This is a genomic window from Achromobacter ruhlandii (assembly GCF_002082135.1).
Lineage (GTDB): Bacteria > Pseudomonadota > Gammaproteobacteria > Burkholderiales > Burkholderiaceae_B > Achromobacter > Achromobacter ruhlandii.
Map to the genome: position 1 here is coordinate 894,991 of NZ_CP017433.1, position 18,587 is coordinate 913,577.

20 protein-coding genes are annotated in these 18,587 nt (G+C 67.1%); 16 read left to right on the top strand and 4 right to left on the bottom strand.

Annotated features, from left to right (window positions below; genetic code table 11):
- Nucleotides 1–14: 14 nt before the first annotated feature.
- Nucleotides 15–3,071 (bottom strand): Rne/Rng family ribonuclease, encoded by a 3,057-nt coding sequence (locus AruCF_RS04075; protein ID WP_049072144.1) that lies wholly within the window; start codon nucleotides 3,069–3,071, stop codon nucleotides 15–17.
- Nucleotides 3,072–3,579: 508 nt separating this feature from the next.
- On the opposite strand from AruCF_RS04075, the gene AruCF_RS04080 reads away from it, so the two are divergent.
- From AruCF_RS04080 to msrQ, 4 genes are all read left to right on the top strand, one after another.
- Entirely contained in the window at nucleotides 3,580–4,545 is a 966-nt protein-coding gene (locus tag AruCF_RS04080; protein WP_100505113.1) for an RluA family pseudouridine synthase, read from the top strand.
- A 1-nt stretch (nucleotide 4,546) separates the two neighbouring features.
- Nucleotides 4,547–5,212 carry an HAD family hydrolase gene (locus AruCF_RS04085; protein ID WP_049072147.1) on the top strand — a complete coding sequence of 222 codons (666 nt, stop codon included), beginning with the start codon at nucleotides 4,547–4,549 and terminating at the stop codon, nucleotides 5,210–5,212.
- Between the two features lie 177 nt (nucleotides 5,213–5,389).
- Nucleotides 5,390–6,358, top strand: a complete 969-nt coding sequence (gene msrP / locus AruCF_RS04090) for a protein-methionine-sulfoxide reductase catalytic subunit MsrP (RefSeq protein ID WP_049072148.1) — start codon at nucleotides 5,390–5,392, stop codon at nucleotides 6,356–6,358.
- Complete coding sequence (gene msrQ / locus AruCF_RS04095; RefSeq protein ID WP_049072150.1) at nucleotides 6,355–7,008, top strand: protein-methionine-sulfoxide reductase heme-binding subunit MsrQ; 654 nt, start codon at nucleotides 6,355–6,357, stop codon at nucleotides 7,006–7,008. The genes msrP and msrQ overlap by 4 nt, the downstream gene beginning before the upstream one ends.
- 16 nt (nucleotides 7,009–7,024) lie before the next feature.
- Here msrQ and AruCF_RS04100 read toward each other — a convergent pair whose 3' ends face one another.
- The 3 genes from AruCF_RS04100 to AruCF_RS04110 are packed head-to-tail and all read right to left on the bottom strand — an operon-like array spanning nucleotide 7,025 to nucleotide 9,122.
- Nucleotides 7,025–7,816: an N-acetylmuramoyl-L-alanine amidase gene (locus AruCF_RS04100; protein WP_372363311.1), complete on the bottom strand. Its 792-nt coding sequence runs from the start codon at nucleotides 7,814–7,816 to the stop codon at nucleotides 7,025–7,027.
- Complete coding sequence (locus tag AruCF_RS04105) at nucleotides 7,813–8,523, bottom strand: SAM-dependent methyltransferase (RefSeq protein ID WP_049072153.1); 711 nt, start codon at nucleotides 8,521–8,523, stop codon at nucleotides 7,813–7,815. Before AruCF_RS04105 ends, AruCF_RS04100 begins: the two co-directional genes overlap by 4 nt.
- Nucleotides 8,520–9,122, bottom strand: coding sequence for a Maf-like protein (locus tag AruCF_RS04110; RefSeq protein ID WP_049072154.1), 603 nt, complete (start codon nucleotides 9,120–9,122; stop codon nucleotides 8,520–8,522). Before AruCF_RS04110 ends, AruCF_RS04105 begins: the two co-directional genes overlap by 4 nt.
- 123 nt (nucleotides 9,123–9,245) lie before the next feature.
- On the opposite strand from AruCF_RS04110, the gene AruCF_RS04115 reads away from it, so the two are divergent.
- The 12 genes from AruCF_RS04115 (at nucleotide 9,246) to AruCF_RS04170 (ending at nucleotide 18,557) form a co-directional block, all read left to right on the top strand.
- The gene (locus AruCF_RS04115; protein WP_080977338.1) at nucleotides 9,246–9,863 is read left to right on the top strand and encodes a YceD family protein; all 618 of its coding nucleotides are present in this window, start codon (nucleotides 9,246–9,248) and stop codon (nucleotides 9,861–9,863) included.
- Nucleotides 9,864–9,915: 52 nt separating this feature from the next.
- A complete protein-coding gene (gene rpmF, locus AruCF_RS04120) occupies nucleotides 9,916–10,098 on the top strand; it encodes a 50S ribosomal protein L32 (protein WP_006389284.1) in 183 nt (60 codons plus the stop codon).
- Nucleotides 10,099–10,157: 59 nt separating this feature from the next.
- Entirely contained in the window at nucleotides 10,158–11,225 is a 1,068-nt protein-coding gene (plsX, locus tag AruCF_RS04125; protein ID WP_049072158.1) for a phosphate acyltransferase PlsX, read from the top strand.
- Nucleotides 11,225–12,211, top strand: a complete 987-nt coding sequence (locus AruCF_RS04130; protein WP_049072160.1) for a beta-ketoacyl-ACP synthase III — start codon at nucleotides 11,225–11,227, stop codon at nucleotides 12,209–12,211. Before plsX ends, AruCF_RS04130 begins: the two co-directional genes overlap by 1 nt.
- A 91-nt stretch (nucleotides 12,212–12,302) precedes the next feature.
- Nucleotides 12,303–13,238, top strand: a complete 936-nt coding sequence (gene fabD, locus AruCF_RS04135) for an ACP S-malonyltransferase (RefSeq protein WP_054419882.1) — start codon at nucleotides 12,303–12,305, stop codon at nucleotides 13,236–13,238.
- A 4-nt stretch (nucleotides 13,239–13,242) separates the two neighbouring features.
- On the top strand, nucleotides 13,243–13,995 hold the full coding sequence (gene fabG, locus AruCF_RS04140) for a 3-oxoacyl-ACP reductase FabG (protein ID WP_049072164.1): 753 nt from the start codon (nucleotides 13,243–13,245) through the stop codon (nucleotides 13,993–13,995).
- Between the two features lie 213 nt (nucleotides 13,996–14,208).
- Nucleotides 14,209–14,448: an acyl carrier protein gene (gene acpP / locus AruCF_RS04145; protein WP_005012191.1), complete on the top strand. Its 240-nt coding sequence runs from the start codon at nucleotides 14,209–14,211 to the stop codon at nucleotides 14,446–14,448.
- Nucleotides 14,449–14,637: 189 nt separating this feature from the next.
- On the top strand, nucleotides 14,638–15,867 hold the full coding sequence (fabF, locus tag AruCF_RS04150) for a beta-ketoacyl-ACP synthase II (protein ID WP_054518829.1): 1,230 nt from the start codon (nucleotides 14,638–14,640) through the stop codon (nucleotides 15,865–15,867).
- A 1-nt stretch (nucleotide 15,868) separates the two neighbouring features.
- On the top strand, nucleotides 15,869–16,363 hold the full coding sequence (locus AruCF_RS04155; RefSeq protein WP_049072165.1) for a hypothetical protein: 495 nt from the start codon (nucleotides 15,869–15,871) through the stop codon (nucleotides 16,361–16,363).
- Nucleotides 16,360–16,959, top strand: coding sequence for an RNA polymerase sigma factor RpoE (gene rpoE / locus AruCF_RS04160; protein WP_006389292.1), 600 nt, complete (start codon nucleotides 16,360–16,362; stop codon nucleotides 16,957–16,959). The genes AruCF_RS04155 and rpoE overlap by 4 nt, the downstream gene beginning before the upstream one ends.
- A 12-nt stretch (nucleotides 16,960–16,971) precedes the next feature.
- Complete coding sequence (locus AruCF_RS04165; RefSeq protein ID WP_049072167.1) at nucleotides 16,972–17,481, top strand: sigma-E factor negative regulatory protein; 510 nt, start codon at nucleotides 16,972–16,974, stop codon at nucleotides 17,479–17,481.
- A complete protein-coding gene (locus tag AruCF_RS04170) occupies nucleotides 17,481–18,557 on the top strand; it encodes a MucB/RseB C-terminal domain-containing protein (RefSeq protein ID WP_049072168.1) in 1,077 nt (358 codons plus the stop codon). The genes AruCF_RS04165 and AruCF_RS04170 overlap by 1 nt, the downstream gene beginning before the upstream one ends.
- Nucleotides 18,558–18,587 lie beyond the last annotated feature (30 nt).

Consider the following 18,587-nt stretch of genomic DNA (forward strand, 5'->3'; position numbering starts at 1 on the left):
TGCGCGGCTTGCCTTTAGTGGCGGGTTTCGACCTGAACCAGGGGTTCGTTCGAAACCGGGGCCACCGGCTTGCGCTCGCGGCCCAGGCGGGCCGGCGTGTGCGCGGCGGCGATGCGCAGTTGCGTCTGCGCGTGGCGCTCGGGGTCGGTTTCCACCCACTGCAGGCCGGCGGCGTTGACCACTTCGTGCAGGGCCTGCGCCTTGGCCGAGGGGGCCGTCGCCGGCACCACGATGGGCTGGGCGCTGGCGGGCGCCGCTGCCACAGGCGCGGCGGCCACGGGGGCCGGCGCCGGCGCGGCTTCCGGTTCGACCGGCGCGGCCGTCACGGCAGGTTCCACCACCGGTTCGACCGCGGCGGCTTCCACCGGGGCCGCGACAGGCGCGACCGGCTCGGAAACCTGGCTGGCGGGTTCGACGGTCACCGGGGTGATCGCCTCGGGGGCCGCGGCCGGTACGGGCTGCTGGGCCTGCGGTTCCTGCGCGGCGGCGGGCGCCTGTTCGACCTGGGCCGGTGCCGGCGCGGTCTCAGCCTGGGCGGCTTCGGCCTGCCGTACCGGCGTCTCGGCTTGCGGGGCGGGGGCGGGGACTTCGGCCGGAACGGCGGTCACCGGGGCGGCGACTGGCGCGGGCGCGGCGGTCACGTTCTCGGCCGGCTCGCCGGCGTCTTCCTCGGCGCCGTCTTCCAGTTGCTCGTCGCTGCCTGCCACGCCTGCCTCGTCCGGGCTGCGGCGGCCGCGGCGACTGCGGCGGCGGCGGCGCTTGCGTTCCGGGTCGGCGCCGGCTTCGGCGCCTTCGACGGCGGGCACGCCATCGGCGGTCTGCTCGACGGCTTCGGCCGCTTCGGCCTGGGCCTCGGCGGGCTGCTTGGCTTCAGGCAGCGCGGTGGCGACCGACTGGGCCAGCGCGGCGACCATGCTTTCCTGCTCGCTCATCGGCGCGTCGGCCTGGCCTTCCTCGCGGCGGTTGCGGCCACGGCCGCGACGGCGGTTGCGACCGGCGCCGGCATCATCGCCAGCGGCTTCCGGCGCGATGTCGGGGCGGTTGGAGGCTTGCGCGGCTTGCATGGCCTGATCGCGATCGCCGCGCTCGTTGCGGTTGTGGCGCTCGCCGCGTTCCTGGCGCTCGCCGCGTTCGCCTTCGGGGCGACGGTTGCCACGGATATGCGGACGGCCGCCTTCGCTGCCCTCGGCGCCTTCGGCGCGGGACTCACCGCGACGGTTGCGGTTGCGGTCGGAACCGTGGCGTTCGCCGCGGCGTTCCTGGCCATCGTGGCCGCTGCGGCCCTTGCCGCGGGCCGGCGACGCAGCGCGCTTGGCGCTGGTCTCGTCCTGGGTGGCGGGCGCGGCCTTGGCGGGCTCGCTGTTGCCGGTCAGCCAGCCGAACAGGCGCTTGAGCAGGCTGGGGCCGCCCGATTGCGCCGGCGCGGCCGCGGGGGCGGGCGCCGGGGCTGGGGTCGACATGGGAGCCGGCTGCGAAGGCGTGATGCCCTTGACCAGCGCCTCCGGACGGGCCTTGATCTCGCTTTCGCGCGGCTGCCAGGGGGCGTCGGTGGCGGGAGCCTCGACCAGCTCGAAGCTGGTCTTCACTTCTTCCAGGCGCGGATCGTCGTGGCGCAGGCGCTCGATGTGGTGGTGCGGCGTTTCCAGGTGCTTGTTGGGGATCAGCACCAGGTTGACCTTCAGGCGGGCTTCCATCTTGGTGATGTCGGCGCGCTTTTCGTTCAGCAGGTAGGTCGCCACGTCGACCGGCACCTGGGCGTGGACCGCCGCGGTGTTTTCCTTCATGGCTTCTTCCTGCAGCAGGCGCAGGACGTGCAGGGCGCTCGATTCGGCGTCGCGGATCACACCGGTGCCGTTGCAGCGCGGGCAGGTGATGTGCGAGCCTTCGTTCAGGGCCGGACGCAGGCGCTGGCGCGACAGTTCCATCAGGCCGAAGCGCGAGATCTTGCCCATCTGGACGCGGGCGCGGTCGAAATGGAGGGCATCACGCAGGCGCTGTTCGACGGCGCGCTGGTTCTTGCTGTCTTCCATGTCGATGAAGTCGATGACGATCAGGCCGCCCAGGTCGCGCAAGCGCAACTGGCGGGCCACTTCGTCGGCGGCTTCCGAGTTGGTCCGCAGGGCGGTTTCCTCGATGTCGGCGCCGCGGGTCGAGCGGGCCGAGTTGACGTCCACGGACACCAGCGCTTCGGTGTGGTCGATGACGATGGCGCCGCCCGAGGGCAGCGTGACCGTGCGCGAGTAGGCCGTTTCGATCTGGTGTTCGATCTGGAAGCGCGAGAACAGCGGGATGTCGTCGCGGTAGCGCTTCACGCGCTGGACGTTGTCCGGCATCACCACGCTCATGAACGCGGTGGCCTGGTCGGCGATTTCGTCCGTGTCGATCAGGATCTCGCCGATCTCGGGCGAGAAGTAATCGCGGATGGCGCGGATGACCAGGCTCGATTCCAGGTAGATCAGGATGGGCGCGGAGTTGTCACGCGCGGCGCCGTCGATGGCGGTCCAGAGCTGCAACAGGTACGACAAGTCCCATTGCAGTTCCTCGACGTTGCGGCCGATGCCGGCGGTGCGGGCGATGATGCTCATGCCCTGGGGCAGTTCGAGCTGCTCCATCGTGTCGCGCAGTTCCTGGCGGTCCTCGCCCTCGACGCGGCGCGAAACGCCACCGCCACGGGGGTTGTTGGGCATCAGGACCAGGTAGCGGCCGGCCAGCGAGATGAACGTGGTCAGGGCGGCGCCCTTGTTGCCGCGCTCTTCCTTTTCAACCTGGACGATCAGTTCCTGGCCTTCGCGCAGGGCGTCCTGGATGCGGGCGGTGCGGACGTCGACGCCTTCCTTGAAGAAGCTGCGAGCCACTTCCTTGAAGGGAAGAAAGCCGTGGCGGTCTTCGCCGTAGTTGACGAAGCAAGCTTCGAGGCCGGGTTCGATCCGGGTGATGACACCTTTGTAGATGTTGCCTTTGCGTTGTTCGCGGCCGGCAGTCTCGATGTCGAGGTCGATGAGTTTTTGCCCATCGACGATAGCGACGCGTAATTCTTCCTGGTGCGTCGCATTGAACAGCATGCGCTTCATGAGAGGGTTTCTCCGTTGTCATGACGCGCCGATATCGGCGCGTGACCTCGGGCCACTCGGGCTGCGGCTGAAGCGGGCAAGAAGATGCGGACCGTACCTGGGCGGCGCCCAGGCGTATCCGCCGCGGGTCAGGCGGGCACGTCGTGCCGTGGGGCACGGGGTTCTTTCAGCAGGAGGGTCAGCTTCACTGAATGTGGTTTGACGGAAATGTGCTGTGAACGGCAGTTGCGGCCGGATTGGTTGCCGACGCGCAGCTGGTGCTTTAAATATGCGACGATTCTTGCAGTGCTTCAAGCCGCTTGCGGCAGGCAACGGACCTGCTGGGACAGCGGGCAAGATGAATGCCACACCACTATCCGGCAGGGCGCGGTTGCGCCGGCGACCAAATGACCCAGGGGTTGAATGAGCAGGCAGTACAATGGCGGCCCACGCGCTCGACGGAGTTGCGTACTTGAGTTGCATCTCTACGCCAGCGGCTGATTCAGCCCCTTAAGGCTGTCCCGATTATATGTCGCTTTCCGCAATGCGCAAAGAAACTTCCTCCCCTATGGCCACCCCCTCCGTCCGCATGGTGGAAGTGGGGGCCGAGCACGCCGGCCAGCGCCTGGATAATTACCTGATGCGCCTGTGCAAGGGTGTCCCCAAAACCCACATCTACAAGGCTATCCGCGGCGGCGAGGTCCGGGTAAACAAGGGACGTATCTCGGTCGACTATCGGGTCGCGGAAGGCGATATGGTCCGTATTCCGCCGCTGCGCCTGCCCGACCCGGGCAAGCCCAAGCCGGTGCCGGCCGCCGAGTTTCCGGTGGTGTTCGAGGACGACGCCATGCTGGTGGTGGACAAACCGGCTGGCGTGGCCGTCCACGGCGGCAGCGGCGTGTCCTTCGGCGTCATCGAGCAATTGCGTGCCGCGCGTCCCGAGGCCAAGTTTCTGGAACTGGTGCACCGGCTCGATCGCGAGACCTCCGGTCTGCTGATGGTGGCCAAGAAGCGCAGCGCGCTGCTGGCCCTGCACGCCATGTTGCGCGAGGGGCGCAGCGACAAGCACTATTACGCGCTGGTCGAGGGCGACTGGGTCAACGACCGCCAGCACATCAAGCTGTCGTTGTCCAAGTGGACCACCCAGTCCGGCGAACGCCGCGTCAAGGTCGATCCCGACGGGCAGACCGCCCACACCATCATTACGCTCAAGCAGCGCTTTGGCCGCTACAGCCTGGTGGACGCCGAGCTGCGCACCGGGCGTACCCACCAGATCCGCGTGCACCTGGCGGCGAGCGGCTTTCCCATCGTCGGCGACGACAAATACGGCCACGATGAAGTGCGCGCCGAGTTCTCCCGCATGGGCTTCGGCCGCATGTTCCTTCACGCGCACCAATTGACCCTGAACCATCCGCTGACGGGCGAACCGATGACGCTGACGGCCGAATTGCCGCCTGCTTGCCGGAAAATACTGAAACAACTGGAGTCGGTCTGATATGTCGTATTCGCTGGTCGTTTTTGACTGGGATGGAACCCTCATGGATTCCACGCACAGCATCGTGGCCGCCATCCAGGGTGCCTGTCGCGACCTGGAGCTGCCGGTGCCATCGGCCTCCGACGCCAGCTGGGTGATCGGGCTGTCGCTGGAAAGCGCGCTGCGCCGCGCCGTGCCGCAACTGACCCAGGCGATGCTGCCGCGTTTCCTGGAGCGCTACCGAACCCATTACCTGCTGCGCGATCCAGAACTGCGTCTGTTCGAGGGCATTCCCGAGCTGTTGACGGCGCTGGCCGAGCGCGACGTGCGCCTGGCCGTGGCCACGGGCAAGAGCCGGGTCGGCCTGACCCGCGCCCTGGCGGCGACCGGCCTGGGGCCGATGTTCGACGCCACCCGCACCGCCGACGAGACCTTCAGCAAGCCGCATCCGGCCATGCTGCACGAGCTGATGACCGAACTGGACGTCGATCCGGCCCGGGTGGTGATGGTGGGCGACACCTCCCATGATCTGCAGATGGCCGCCAATGCCGGCGTGCATGGCCTGGGCGTCACCTACGGTGCGCACACCCTGAAGGAACTCGAAGGTTGTGGCCCGCAGGCCATCCTGGACAGCGTGCCGCGGGTGCGCGAATGGCTGCTTGGCCGCACGCTGGCGGCGGCCGCCTGAGCCGTCCCCGGCGGGGCTGGGTCGGGCAATCGGGCGGGAACGCCCGCGGCCCGATTGGGTCTATCGCTGATCTGCGCCGCCGCTGTCGGCGGAATATCATGGGGGCGCGCAACGTCCACACGCTGTGCAAGGTGGTCGAAAGCCGTCCCCACGCGCCGGCCCTTCCAGGAGAATCCCATGCTGATACGCAAGCCCGACGACATCATTCCGTCCGATATCACTAGCGAGGCGGTCTGGCGGTCACGCCGCGACCTGATTCTGCGCGCGGGCGTCGCGGCTGCGGGGTTGGGGTTGCCGGGCTGGGCAGCGCGCGGCGCCTTTGCCCAGGGGGCCGCTGCCGGCACCCTGGCGGGCCAGCCCAATGCGGCCTTCAGCGTCATGGACAAGCAGACTTCCTTCGCTGATATCACGTCCTACAACAACTACTACGAATTCGGTGTCGACAAGGGCGAGCCCGCGTCCAACGCAGGCAAGCTGCGAACCCGCCCGTGGACGGTCAGCGTCGAAGGCGAAGTCGGCAAGCCGCGCACCTTCGACATCGACGAGCTGCTCAAGCTGGCGCCCATGGAAGAGCGCGTGTACCGGCTGCGCTGCGTCGAGGGGTGGTCCATGGTGATCCCCTGGGTCGGCTATTCGCTATCGGCGCTGCTCAAGCAGGTCGAGCCCACGGGCAATGCCAAGTACGTGGAATTCGTCACGGCCGTGCAGCGCGAGAACATGCCGGGCGTGCGCGCCGCCATCCTCGATTGGCCCTATGTCGAGGGCCTGCGCATCGACGAGGCCATGCACCCGCTGGCGATGTTGGTGTTCGGCGTCTACGGCAAGGTGCTGCCCAACCAGAATGGCGCGCCGTTGCGGCTGGCCGTGCCCTGGAAGTACGGCTTCAAGTCGGGCAAGTCGCTGGTCAAGATCCGCCTGGTGGAAAAGCAGCCGGTGTCCTCGTGGATCAAGGCCGCGCCGCAGGAATACGGCTTCTATGCCAACGTCAATCCCACGGTGCCGCACCCGCGCTGGAGCCAGGCCACCGAGCGCCGCATCGGCGAGGACGGCCTGTTCACGCCTAAGCGCAAGACCCTGATGTTCAACGGTTATGCCGATCAGGTCGCGTCGCTCTACCAGGGCATGGACCTGAAGGCCAACTATTGAAGCCGCCCGTGGCCGAAAGGACCGGCGCGGCCGTGGCGCGCAAGCCGCAGTGGTCGGCGCGGGCCGTCGGGCGCGCCAAGCCCTGGTTGTTCCTGCTGGGCCTGGCGCCGTTCGCGCGCTGGATCTGGCTGGGATTCAATAACGGCCTGACCGCCAATCCGGTGGAATTCCTGACGCGCTCGTCGGGCACCTGGACGCTGGTGTGCCTGCTCGTGACCCTGGCGATCACGCCCTTGCGGCGCCTGACCGGGCAGCCGGCGCTGGTGCGGCTGCGCCGCATGTGCGGCCTGTTCGCGTTCTTCTATGGCGCCATGCATTTCATGGCCTGGGTCTGGTGGGACCGGGGCCTTGATCCGGCGGCCATGCTGCAGGACATCGGCGAGCGGCCCTTCATCATGGTGGGATTCGCCGCCTTCGTGCTGATGACGGCGCTGGCGGCCACCTCCACGCAGTGGGCCATGCGCAAGCTGGGCCGGCGCTGGCAGCAACTGCACCGTGCCATCTATCTGATCGGCCTGCTGGCGATACTGCACTACTGGTGGCATAAGGCCGGCAAGAACGACCTGTCGCAGCCAATCCTGTATGCCGCGGTGCTGGCGTTGCTGCTGGGCTGGCGGCTGGTCGTCTGGTGGCGCCGCCGCGCGGGGTGAGTGGCGCGCGGTCCGGCTAAGGCATGGCCAGCATGATCGCCGCGGTCTCGGCGTCGGGCTGGCCGTCGTGCAGGGCGGGGCGGTAGTGCATCTGGAACGCCGCCAGCACATTGAGGGTGGCCCGATCCAGCGTGCCGTTCTGCGGGACGGTGTAGCCCAGTCGTTGCAACTGCTGCTGGAACCAGGCGACGTCGGGCGTGCCCTGGGCCTGCAGGCGCGCCAGATGCGAGGCGGCGCCGGCTTCGTCGTACCAGCGGCCGATGCCGGCCGCCGCCAGTTGCTTCCACGGGAACAGCGGGCCGGGGTCGACCTTGCGCTGGGGTGCGATGTCGCTGTGGCCCACCACGTTCTCGGGGGCGATGCCGTTGCGCTGGATGATGTCGCGCAGCAGGATGGTCAGTGTGCGGATCTGGCGGTCGCCATAGGCGTGCCACTGCGGCTTGCCATCATTGCCGTCGGTCCAGCCCGGGTTGACGATCTCGATGCCGATCGAAGTGCTGTTCATGGCGTTCAGGCCGTACCAGGCGCTTTCGCCGGCATGCCAGGCGGCGCGGGTCTCATCCACCAGGCGGTAGGCGCGTCCCGGGGTGTCGATCAGGTAGTGGGCGCTGACCTTGCCCTGCGACAGCAATCTCATCGACAGCGCGTCGTCAGTCGAGGTGTAGTGCAGGACCACGAAGCGCACGCGGCTGCTCTGGCTGACGGCGGTGATGGAGGTGTCCAGGTTCAGGCCGGCGGGACCGCGCTGGGCGCACCCGGCCAGCGCCGCGAGGGCCAGGAGTACTGCGGCAAGTCGGATCATGGTCAGCGCGCCAGGTACAGGAACAGGGTGGGCATCTTGTCCAGCTGCGGGGCGGGCTGCTTTTTCCAGTCGGCAATGGTGCGGGTGGCGATCCATTCGTCGGCGGTGGTCAGCGCGCGGGCCACGCACAACCTGGTGTCGCCTTTCAGGCTGGCCAGCAGCGTCGCGAACATGGCGGCGTTGCGGTAGGGGGTTTCGATCAGCAGTTGCGTCTGGTTGTGCCGGGCGGAGTGCTGTTCCCAGGCCTTGAGCTGCTTGGCGCGCTCGCCGGCGTCCACCGGCGCGTAGCCGTGGAAGGCGAAGCGCTGGCCGTCCAGGCCGCTGGCCATCAAGCCCAGTAGGATGGAGGAGGGGCCGACCCAGGGTTTGACGGTGATGCCCAGCCGGTGGGCGGCGTCCACCACCTTGGCGCCAGGGTCGGCGACCGCCGGGCAGCCGGCTTCGGACACCAGGCCGATGTCGGCGCCGCGGCGCACCGGCTCGAGCCAGGCGCCGATCTCGGCGGCGTCGGTCTTGTCGCTGAGCGTGTGGATGGTGATTTCCTGCAGTGGCCGGGTCGTGCCGATCAGCTTGAGGAAGGCGCGCGCCGTCTTGGCGTTTTCGGCGATGTAGGTATCCAGGCGGCCGGCCAGCGCGCGCGCGTCGACGGGCAGCCAGCTGTCGGGGCCGGCTTCGCCCAAGCCGACCGGGATCAGGTGCAGTGCGCCGCTCATGCGGGCGCTCCCGGGGCGTCCAGGGGGTCCAGCCCGAATCCGGCCAGCATGCCGGTCAGGGCGATCAGCGGCAGGCCGATGATGGCGGTCGGGTCGTCGCTCTGGATGCTTTCCATCAGGGCGATGCCCAGGCTTTCCGCCTTGGCGCTGCCTGCGGTATCGTAGGGTTCCTCGGCGCGCAGGTAGGCGTCGATCGCGCGGTCGGACAGGCGTCGGAAGCGGCAGCGCGTGACGATGTCGGCTTTTTCCACCCGTTGACCGTCCGTGACCGCCAACGCGCTGTGAAATTCCACCATCTGTCCGGAAAGTGCCCGCAATTGCGCCTGGGCGCGCGAAAAGTCGCCAGGCTTGCCGATGGGCTGGCCGTCCACGGTCGCCACCTGATCCGAGCCGATCACGATGCCGCCCGGGTGCGCGGAAGCCACCACCATGGCCTTGGCGACCGACAGGCGCAGCGCCAGCGCTTCGGGGGATTCGCCCAGTTGTGGCGTTTCGTCCACATCCGGCGAAATGGCGGTAAAGGGCAGGCGCAGGCGGCTGAGCAGTTCTTTGCGGTAGCGCGAGCTGGAAGCGAGGATCAGGCTGGGTTGTGAGGGCATTCGATATTTGACGCTGGGACGTAAGTCACAGTATTATCTAACGTGTTGCGGCATTTTTGCAGGGCAGCAAACCCCTTTTGCGGTTCGGGGAGGGTGCAAGCTGGCCAGGCGCGGGCCGCGAAATTGCAAGGACAGATCATCAAGCCCATCGACGCATTCGCATTCGCCCATTCGGGCAAGGAAGCGCAAGGCACCATTCCTCTTGTGCGGTTGACGCGCGCGGTTGACGGGCTTCCCGAGCAACCGACGGGTGAGGCCGGCCTCGTGACGTGGTCCGTGCGCGGCGAGATGGGCAAGGCCGGGCTGCTGCAAGGTCAGCCGCTCCTGCACATTCATGTGCGGGCGAATCCGGTCGTGGTGTGCCAGCGGTGCAATGAGCCGTTCGCCTATCCGGTGGACAGCGAGGTCCTGCTGCAACTGGTCAAGTCCGAAGCCGACCTCGACGACGGCTTTGCCTTCGGCGGTCACGCCGCGGGTTTCGACGACGAGGATGGGGACGGCGAGGAAGCAGGAAACGCAGGAAAAGGTTTTGTGTCCAACCAGCCTGAAAAGGTGGTGGGTTCGCATCACTTCGATCTGTTGGCCCAGATCGAGGATGAGCTCATTCTGAGCGTTCCGTATGTGCCCAAGCATGATGTATGCCCGGGCGCGCAGGCCAAGGACAGCGAGGCTTCCCAAGAGCCTGTTGTCAAGCGTCCGTCGCCGTTTGCGGTGCTGGAACAACTGAAGCACAAAGATTGAGATCAACATCGGGCCGCATCGCGTACAATGCGCCCCGTTTCTAGGAGTCATCATGGCCGTTCAACAAAACAAGAAGTCCCCGTCCAAGCGCGGTATGCACCGCTCGCACGATTTTCTGGTGAATCCGTCGACCGCGATCGAACCCACCACGGGCGAAACGCACCTGCGTCACCACATCAGCCCCAACGGCTTCTACCGTGGCCGCAAGGTCCTGAAGACCAAGGCCGACGAATAAGGCCCCCGGGCCGAACTCGTACTCGGACCAATTCGGCTGAGCGCTGATACCTGGCACCCGTGATACGCATCGCCATAGACTGTATGGGCGGAGACTTCGGTCTGCCCGTCACGATTCCGGCTGCGATCGAGTTCGCCCGGCAATTCCCGGATACCCGGCTATTGCTGGTCGGGCTTCCCGACGCCATCGAAGCGGCGCTCTCCGAGCATCGCGGCGTCGAGCGTGATCGTTTCGAGATCGTGGCGGCTTCCGAAGTCGTCACCATGGACGACCCGGTCGAGGTCGCCCTGCGCCGTAAAAAAGACTCCTCCATGCGCCTGGCCGCCCAGTCCGTCAAGGACGGGCGCGCCGACGCCTGCGTTTCCGCGGGCAACACCGGCGCCTGGATGGCCATTTCACGCTATGTGCTCAAGACGCTGGATGGTATCGACCGCCCGGCGATCGCCACGTCCATTCCGAACCAGACGGGCCGCGCCACCACGGTGCTGGACCTGGGCGCGAATGTGGACTGTTCGGCCGAGCACCTTCTGCAATTCGCCATCATGGGCGCCGCGCTGTCGCAGGCGGTGGACCATCGCGACAGTCCCACGGTGGGGCTGCTCAACATTGGCGAAGAGGTCATCAAGGGCAACGAGGTCGTCAAGGAAGCCGCCGAGCTCCTGCGCGCCAGTCCCCTGAACTTCTACGGCAACGTCGAAGGCAATGACATTTTCAAGGGCACGGTCGACGTCGTCGTCTGCGACGGGTTCGTCGGCAATGTCGTGCTCAAATCCGTGGAAGGCCTGGCCAAGATGTTGTCCAGCGTCATCCGCGAAGAATTCAAACGCAACCTGATCACGCTGCTGGTGGGCGCACTGGCCAAGCCGGTGCTCAACCGGCTGCGCAACCGCGTCGACAATCGCCGCTACAACGGCGCGGCGCTGCTGGGCCTGCGCGGCGTGGTCATCAAGAGCCACGGCTCGGCCGATGCCTATGCCTTCGGTTTCGCCCTGCAGCGGGCGCGCGAGGCCGTCGTGAGTAAACTGCTGGAGCGCACCGCACAGACGGTGGCGCAGATCAACCAGCGCGTGCAGTCGGCCTCGGGTGCTTCGGCGCTTGAATCGGGCGCGGCTGGGGACACCGCTTGATGGATACCGCAATGAAATATTCCGTGATCGCGGGCACCGGCAGCTTCCTGCCGGAACGCGTGGTTTCGAATGACGCCCTGGCGGCGGAACTGGCGACGCGCGACATCGCCACGTCCGACGAATGGATCGTCGAGCGCACGGGCATCCGCCAGCGCCACCTGGCCGAACGCGGCGTGACCACCAGCCAGCTGGCCACCGAGGCCGCGCGCCGCGCGCTGGCCGACGCCGGGGTCGATGCCTCCGAGATCGACCTGATCGTGCTGGCCACGTCCACGCCCGATTTCGTTTTTCCCAGCACCGCCTGCCTGGTGCAGGCCAACCTGGGCGCCAAGGGCTCCGCCGCCTTCGACGTGCAGGCCGTGTGCAGTGGTTTCGTCTACGCGCTGAGCACCGCGGACAGCTTCATCCGCGCTGGCCGCGCCCGTTGCGCGCTGGTGATCGGCGCGGAAGTGTTCTCGCGCATCCTCGACTGGAATGACCGCAGCACTTGCGTGCTGTTCGGCGACGGCGCTGGCGCGGTGGTGCTGAAGGCTTCTGACAAGCCCGGTATCCTGGCCGCGCAGCTGCATGCCGATGGCAGCCAGATGAAGATCCTCAGCGCCGCCGGCAACGTGGCCTACGGCGACGTCACGGGCGACCCGTTCCTGCGCATGGATGGCCAGGCGGTGTTCAAGCAGGCCGTCACGGTGCTGGACCGCTCCGCTCGCGACACCTGCGCGGAAGCTGGCGTCGAGATCGGCGACGTCGACTGGCTGATTCCGCACCAGGCCAACGTCCGCATCCTGAATTTCCTGGCGCGCAAGCTTGCCGTGCCGGTCGAGAAGGTCGTCATTACCGTCGACAGCCATGCCAATACCTCGGCCGCCAGTGTGCCGCTGGCGCTGGATGCGGCGCGTCGCGATGGCCGCGTCAAGCCCGGCCAGCTGGTGCTGATGCAGGGCGTGGGCGGTGGGTTCACCTGGGGTTCGGTGCTGGCCCGCATGTAAGGACGGGATCGGCCGGGGCGCGCCACGGCGCGCCCGCCTGGCTGGCAAGTCCGACATTCCACAGACTCAGAATCAATCCACACGGTCAAACATGAAAATCGCTTTTGTCTTTCCCGGCCAGGGTTCCCAGGCGGTCGGCATGCTGGATGCCTGGTCCGATGTCGCCGCCGTTACCGATACCGTGGCGCGCGCCTCCCAGGCGCTGGGCCAGGATCTCGGCGCCCTGATCGCGCAAGGTCCCACCGAACAGCTCAACCTGACCACCAACACGCAGCCCGCCATGCTGACGGCCGGTGCCGCGTTCTTCGCGGCCTGGCGCGCGGCGGGCGGCCGCAATCCCGACGTCGTCGCGGGCCACAGCCTGGGCGAATACGCCGCGCTGACGGCCGCCGGCTCGCTGGCGCTCGAAGACGCCGTGCGCCTGGTGCGCGTGCGCGCCGATGCCATGCAAGCCGCGGTGCCCGTCGGCACCGGCGCCATGGCCGCCATCCTCGGCCTGGATGATGACGCCGTGCGCGCTGCCTGCGCCTCGGCGGCCCAGGGCGAAGTGGTCGAGGCCGTGAATTTCAACGCGCCGGCCCAGGTCGTGATCGCCGGCCACAAGGGCGCCGTCGAGCGCGCCTGCGAACTGGCCAAGGCCGCTGGCGCCAAGCGCGCGCTGCTGCTGCCGGTGTCCGCGCCGTTCCATTCGAGTCTGCTCAAGCCCGCCGCCGATGTGCTGGCCGGCGCCTTGTCGGCGGTGACGGTGTCGGCGCCGCAGGTGCCGGTCATCAACAACGTCGACGTCGCCGCCCCGACCGAGCCCGGGGCAATCCGGGATGCGCTGGTGCGTCAGGCATGGCATCCTGTGCGCTGGGTGGAAACGCTGCGCGCGATGAAGGCGCAGGGCGTGACCCACGTCATCGAATGCGGTCCCGGCAAGGTGCTGACCGGCCTGACCAAGCGTATCGACCCCGAACTCACCGGCCTGGCCATCACGGATCCGGCTTCCCTCGAAGCCGCGCTGGCCGCGGTCAACGGAAACTAAGACCATGGAAAACACCTCGATCGAATTGCAGGGCAAGATTGCCCTGGTGACGGGCGCGACGCGTGGCATCGGCCGTGCCATTGCGCAGGAACTGGCCGCGCGCGGCGCGGTGGTCGTAGGCACCGCCACGTCCGAGTCGGGCGCCGCCGCCATCACCGAGGCGCTGGCCCCGTTTGGCGGTCGCGGCGTGGTGCTGGACGTGACCAACGCCGAAGCCTGTGACGCCTTGATCGATGCGCTCGGCAAGGAGGGCGGAGGTCCGCACATCCTCGTCAATAATGCAGGCATCACCCGCGATACGCTGGCAATGCGCATGAAAGACGACGACTGGTCGGCGGTCATCGACACCAATCTGGCTTCGGTCTTCCGTCTGTCGCGCGCAGTGCTGCGCAACATGATGAAGGCTCGCTGGGGACGCATCATCAACGTCACCTCCGTGGTGGGGTCGAGCGGCAATCCCGGTCAGGCCAACTACGCCGCCGCCAAGGCCGGCGTTGCCGGCATGTCGCGGGCGTTGGCGCGCGAACTGGGCAGCCGCAACATCACCGTCAATTGCGTGGCCCCGGGCTTCATCGATACCGACATGACGCGCGCCCTGGGCGAGAACCAGACCGCGGCGCTGCTGCAGCAGATTCCGCTGGGCCGCCTGGGTTCCCCGGCGGATATCGCCCATGCGGTGGCCTTTTTGTCCGGGCCGCAGGCGGGTTACATTACCGGCACCACCCTGCACGTCAACGGCGGGATGTACATGCAATAAGTCACGAATCGCGTGGGCGGCCCAGGCCGCCGCGCCGCCGCCGGGCAACCGGCGCGGCACCGCGCGGTTCATCCGGAAACGCCGCATATCGGCACTCCTGCGCCCCGATGGCGACAGATCAAGGTGTGCGGTGTTATTTTTGTCACGGCCTGGCGTTTGCAGTACTCTGCGCTTGGCTATAATTCGCGGGATTTTTCCCATTTGGAGATCTGCATGGAAAGCATCGAACAGCGCGTCAAGAAGATCGTCGCTGAACAACTTGGCGTGAACGAAGCCGAGATCAAGAACGAATCCTCCTTCCTTGACGACCTCGGTGCCGATTCGCTCGACATGGTCGAACTGGTCATGGCGCTCGAAGACGAATTCGAGACCGAGATCCCCGACGAAGAGGCCGAAAAGATCACGACCGTGCAACAAGCGATTGATTACATCAATTCGAACGGTAAGCAGTAAGCTCAGCCTATATCCTTCCGGTTGCCCCGAACTCGATTTCGGCGCCAACCGGGAACCGGGGCGGTTTCAGGAATTTGCCGTGTGGTCCACGCGCGGGAAGGGCATTGATGCCCGTCCCGCTGTTGCGTGTGCCGCACGCGCAGTGCATCCCGAAAACCGCCTTTCTTTTGTCTGTTTGAGGAGTCATCCGTGAAGCGACGAGTCGTCATCACTGGCCTTGGTATCGTGTCGCCTGTCGGCAACGACCTGACCACCGCTTGGGACAATATCGTCAACGGACGTTCTGGCATCAGCCGCATCACCCGTTTCGATCCCTCGGCCATCACCACGCACATCGCCGGCGAAGTCAAGGACTTCGATATCAGCGCCTATATCTCGGCCAAGGAAGCCCGCCAGATGGATACCTTCATCCATTACGGCCTGGCTGCCGGGATGCAGGCCTGGCGCGACAGCGGCCTGGAAGTCACCGAAGCCAACGCCGAACGCATCGGCGTGATCGTCGGCTCGGGCATCGGCGGCCTGCCGCGCATCGAGGAAACCCAGGTCGAATACATGGCCAAGGGTCCGCGACGCATCTCGCCGTTCTTCGTGCCGGGTTCGCTGATCAACCTGATCTCCGGTCACCTGTCCATCGCCTACGGCATGAAGGGTCCCAGCTACGCCATCGTGTCGGCCTGCACCACGGGCCTGCACTGCATCGGCGATGCGGCCCGCCTGATCGAGTACGGCGATGCCGACGTCATGGTGGCCGGTGGCGCCGAATCGACCGTGTCGCCGCTGGGCATCGGCGGCTTCGCCGCGATGCGCGCGCTGTCGACCCGCAACGATGATCCTCAAACGGCTTCGCGTCCCTGGGACCGCGACCGCGACGGTTTCGTGCTGGGCGAGGGCGCCGGCGTGCTGGTGCTGGAAGAATACGAACACGCCAAGAAGCGCGGCGCGCGCATCTATGGCGAGTTCGCCGGCTACGGCATGAGCTCCGATGCGCATCACATCACCGCGCCGGACAAGGACGGCCCGCGTCGCGGCGTCCTGAACGCGCTGCGCAACGGCGGGCTGAACCTGGAAGACGTCCAGTACGTCAACGCGCACGGCACTTCGACGCCGCTGGGCGACAAGAACGAGACCGACGCGCTCAAGCTGGCTTTCGGCGACCACGCCAAGAAGCTGGTGGTGAACTCGACCAAGTCCATGACCGGCCACCTGCTGGGCGCCGCCGGCGGCATCGAGGCCGTGTTCACGACACTGGCGGTCTACAACCAGGTCTCGCCTCCGACCATCAACATCTTCAACCAGGATCCCGAATGCGACCTGGACTACTGCGCCAACGAGGCGCGGCAGATGAAGATCGATGTCGGCCTGTCCAACTCGTTCGGTTTCGGCGGCACCAACGGCTCGATGGCCGTTCGCCGGATCTGATTTGGAAGGCCCGGGCAAGGGGCGCTGGACGTTTCGCGTGCCTGTCCTGCGGCCGCGCGGCGTCGCGGCGCTGTCCGCCCTGGGACTGGCCGCGGCCGCGGCCAGTGCCGTGATCGTGGCCGCCTGGCTCGGCTCGGCCTGGGCCGCGCTGGCCGCGGCGGTTGCGCTCCCCGTGGCTGCGGGGCTGTTACACTTGAGCCGCCACAGCCCGTCCCCGGTATCGGCATTGCGCACGGCGGCGGGCGCCGGCCACTGGCAGGTGCGCCTGCCGGGCGGCTGGCGGGACGCGGCGCTGCTTGACCAGCGACGCGGCCCGGCGTGGCTCACGCTTACCCTGCAGCCCTTGTCCTCCGGGAGTACGGCCTTTAACGACCACCATGTAACTTTCACCGTCTGGCAACGGACGTTGCGACCCGACTGCTGGCGGCGCCTGTGCCTGCTGGCTGGCGCGGCGCGGCGCGTGTCCAAGGCGGTCGGCCTGCGGGAGGCCACATGAGCGAGCGCGAAGTCGACGCCGAGCTTGTCGCGCGCGTCCAGCGGGGCGACAAGAAGGCGTTCGATCTGCTGGTGCTCAAGTATCAGCGCAAGATCCTGCGTCTGCTGGCGCGCATGATCCGCGACCCCGCCGAGATCGAGGACGTGGCCCAGGAAGCGTTCATCAAGGCCTACCGGGCCTTGCCCCAGTTCCGGGGAGAGAGCGCGTTCTATACCTGGTTGTATCGTATCGCCATCAATACGGCCCGAAATTGGCTCGCCTCCCAGGGCAGGCGGCCGAGCGCGCCCAATGCGATAGAAACGGAAGACGGTGAAACTTTTAACGAAACCGACAACCTAACCGATATAAGCACGCCGGAATCCATGGTCGCCAGCCGCGAAATCGCCGAGACGGTGAACGCGGCCATCGAGGAATTGCCCGAGGAATTGCGCACCGCAATCGTCCTGCGTGAAATCGAAGGTATGAGTTACGAAGACATCGCCCAGAGCATGGACTGCCCCATTGGTACGGTGCGCTCCCGCATTTTCCGTGCGCGGGAAGCCATTGCGACCAAGTTGCGCCCATTGCTTGGCACCGATGCCGAGCGTCGCTGGTAAGGAGTGGCAGTCATGCAGACTACAGCAGCCAAGTCCGTCGTTGCTTCCGAAGCCGCCTGGGAGGAATCTGTTTCCGCCTGGATGGACGGGGAAGAAACCGACGATATTCTCCCTGGCCTGTTGACCCGCGAAGGGCGACAGACCTGGGATACCTATCATCTGATCGGCGATGCCCTGCGCAACACCGATCTGGCGCTGACGCCCAGCGCCAACTTCCATGCCCGCCTGTCGCGCGCGCTGGATGCCGAACTGCCGATCGTGGCCGCGCCCCGGCGTCGCTCCCCGCTGCGCCTGGGTCTGTCGGGCCTGGCGGTGGCGGCGGCGGTCGCCACGGTGGCCTGGGTGGCCCAGCCGTACCTGGCGGGCGGCTCGCCCGGCACCGAGACCCGCGTGCTGGCCGACGCCAGCGTCAGCGGCGGCGCCGACACGTCGGGCCTGAGCGACTACCTGGAGGCCCATCGCCAGATGGCGGGTCCCAGCGCGGTGCGTCAGGTGTCCTTCGACGTCGGGGCGGGGCGCTGATGGCCCTGGTGCTTCCGACCCGTTGGCCGGTGCTGGGACGGGCTGCCGCATGGCAGGCCCACCGCGCCGGCTGGTTCGCCGCTACGCTCCTGACCGCATTCCTGGCCGCGCACGATCCCGCGCGCGCCGCAGATACCGCGCCCGCCCAGCAGGGCGATGACGTGGTCCAGTTGCTCTCGCGCATCCAACAAGCGGCGCGCAAGCAGGACTACGCAGGCGTCTTCATGTACCAGCAGGGCGAGATGATCCAGTCGTCGCGCCTGGTGCACGTCCTGGATGGCACCGGCGAGCGCGAGCGCCTCGAGATCCTCGACGGCCAGCCGCGCGAATACCTGCGCCACAACGAAGACGTGCAGTGCCTGATCCCCGAGCGCAAGACCGTGCTGCTCGAACGCCGGCGCGGCGACCGCTTCCCCGGTCTGTTGCTGGGCGATCCGGCCAACCTGACCGAACACTACAAGATCCGCACCGAGTCGGCCCTGCACCGCGTCGCCGGGCGCGAGTGCCGGCTGATCACTATCGAACCGCTGGACAAGTTGCGTTATGGCTATCGGCTCTGTGCTGATGTCGAGACCAATCTGCTGCTGAAGGCCCAGACCCTCAACGCCGCCCGCGGGGTGGTCGAACAGGTGTCGTTCACGTCGTTGCGCCTGGGGGCCGAGGTCGATCCGCAGTCGCTGACGTCGCGCTGGAACACGCGCGACTGGAAGGTGCTCGAACCCTCCATGAAGCCGGTCGACCTGGGGGCGCTCGGCTGGCGCATTCCGGCGCCCAAGGGCTTTTCCGTGGTGATGCAGGTGGCGCGCTCGATGGGGCGCGGCGCGACGGTCAACCAGATGGTGCTGTCCGACGGCCTGGCGGCCATCTCGGTCTTCATCGAGCCGTACGACAGCCAGCGCGGTCATCATCCGCCCCCTGGCGCGGCACAGCGCGGATCGATTACTGTCTATGGCACGCGCATCGCCGATTTCTGGCTGACTGCCGTGGGCGAAGTGCCCGTGGCGACGCTGGAACAATTGGCGCAATCGACTGAATACGTACCCGTGGCGAACGCTCCGGCGGCCGGCGCCAAGTGACGAGCGGCCTCTGCGGCAAGAAGTGATTTC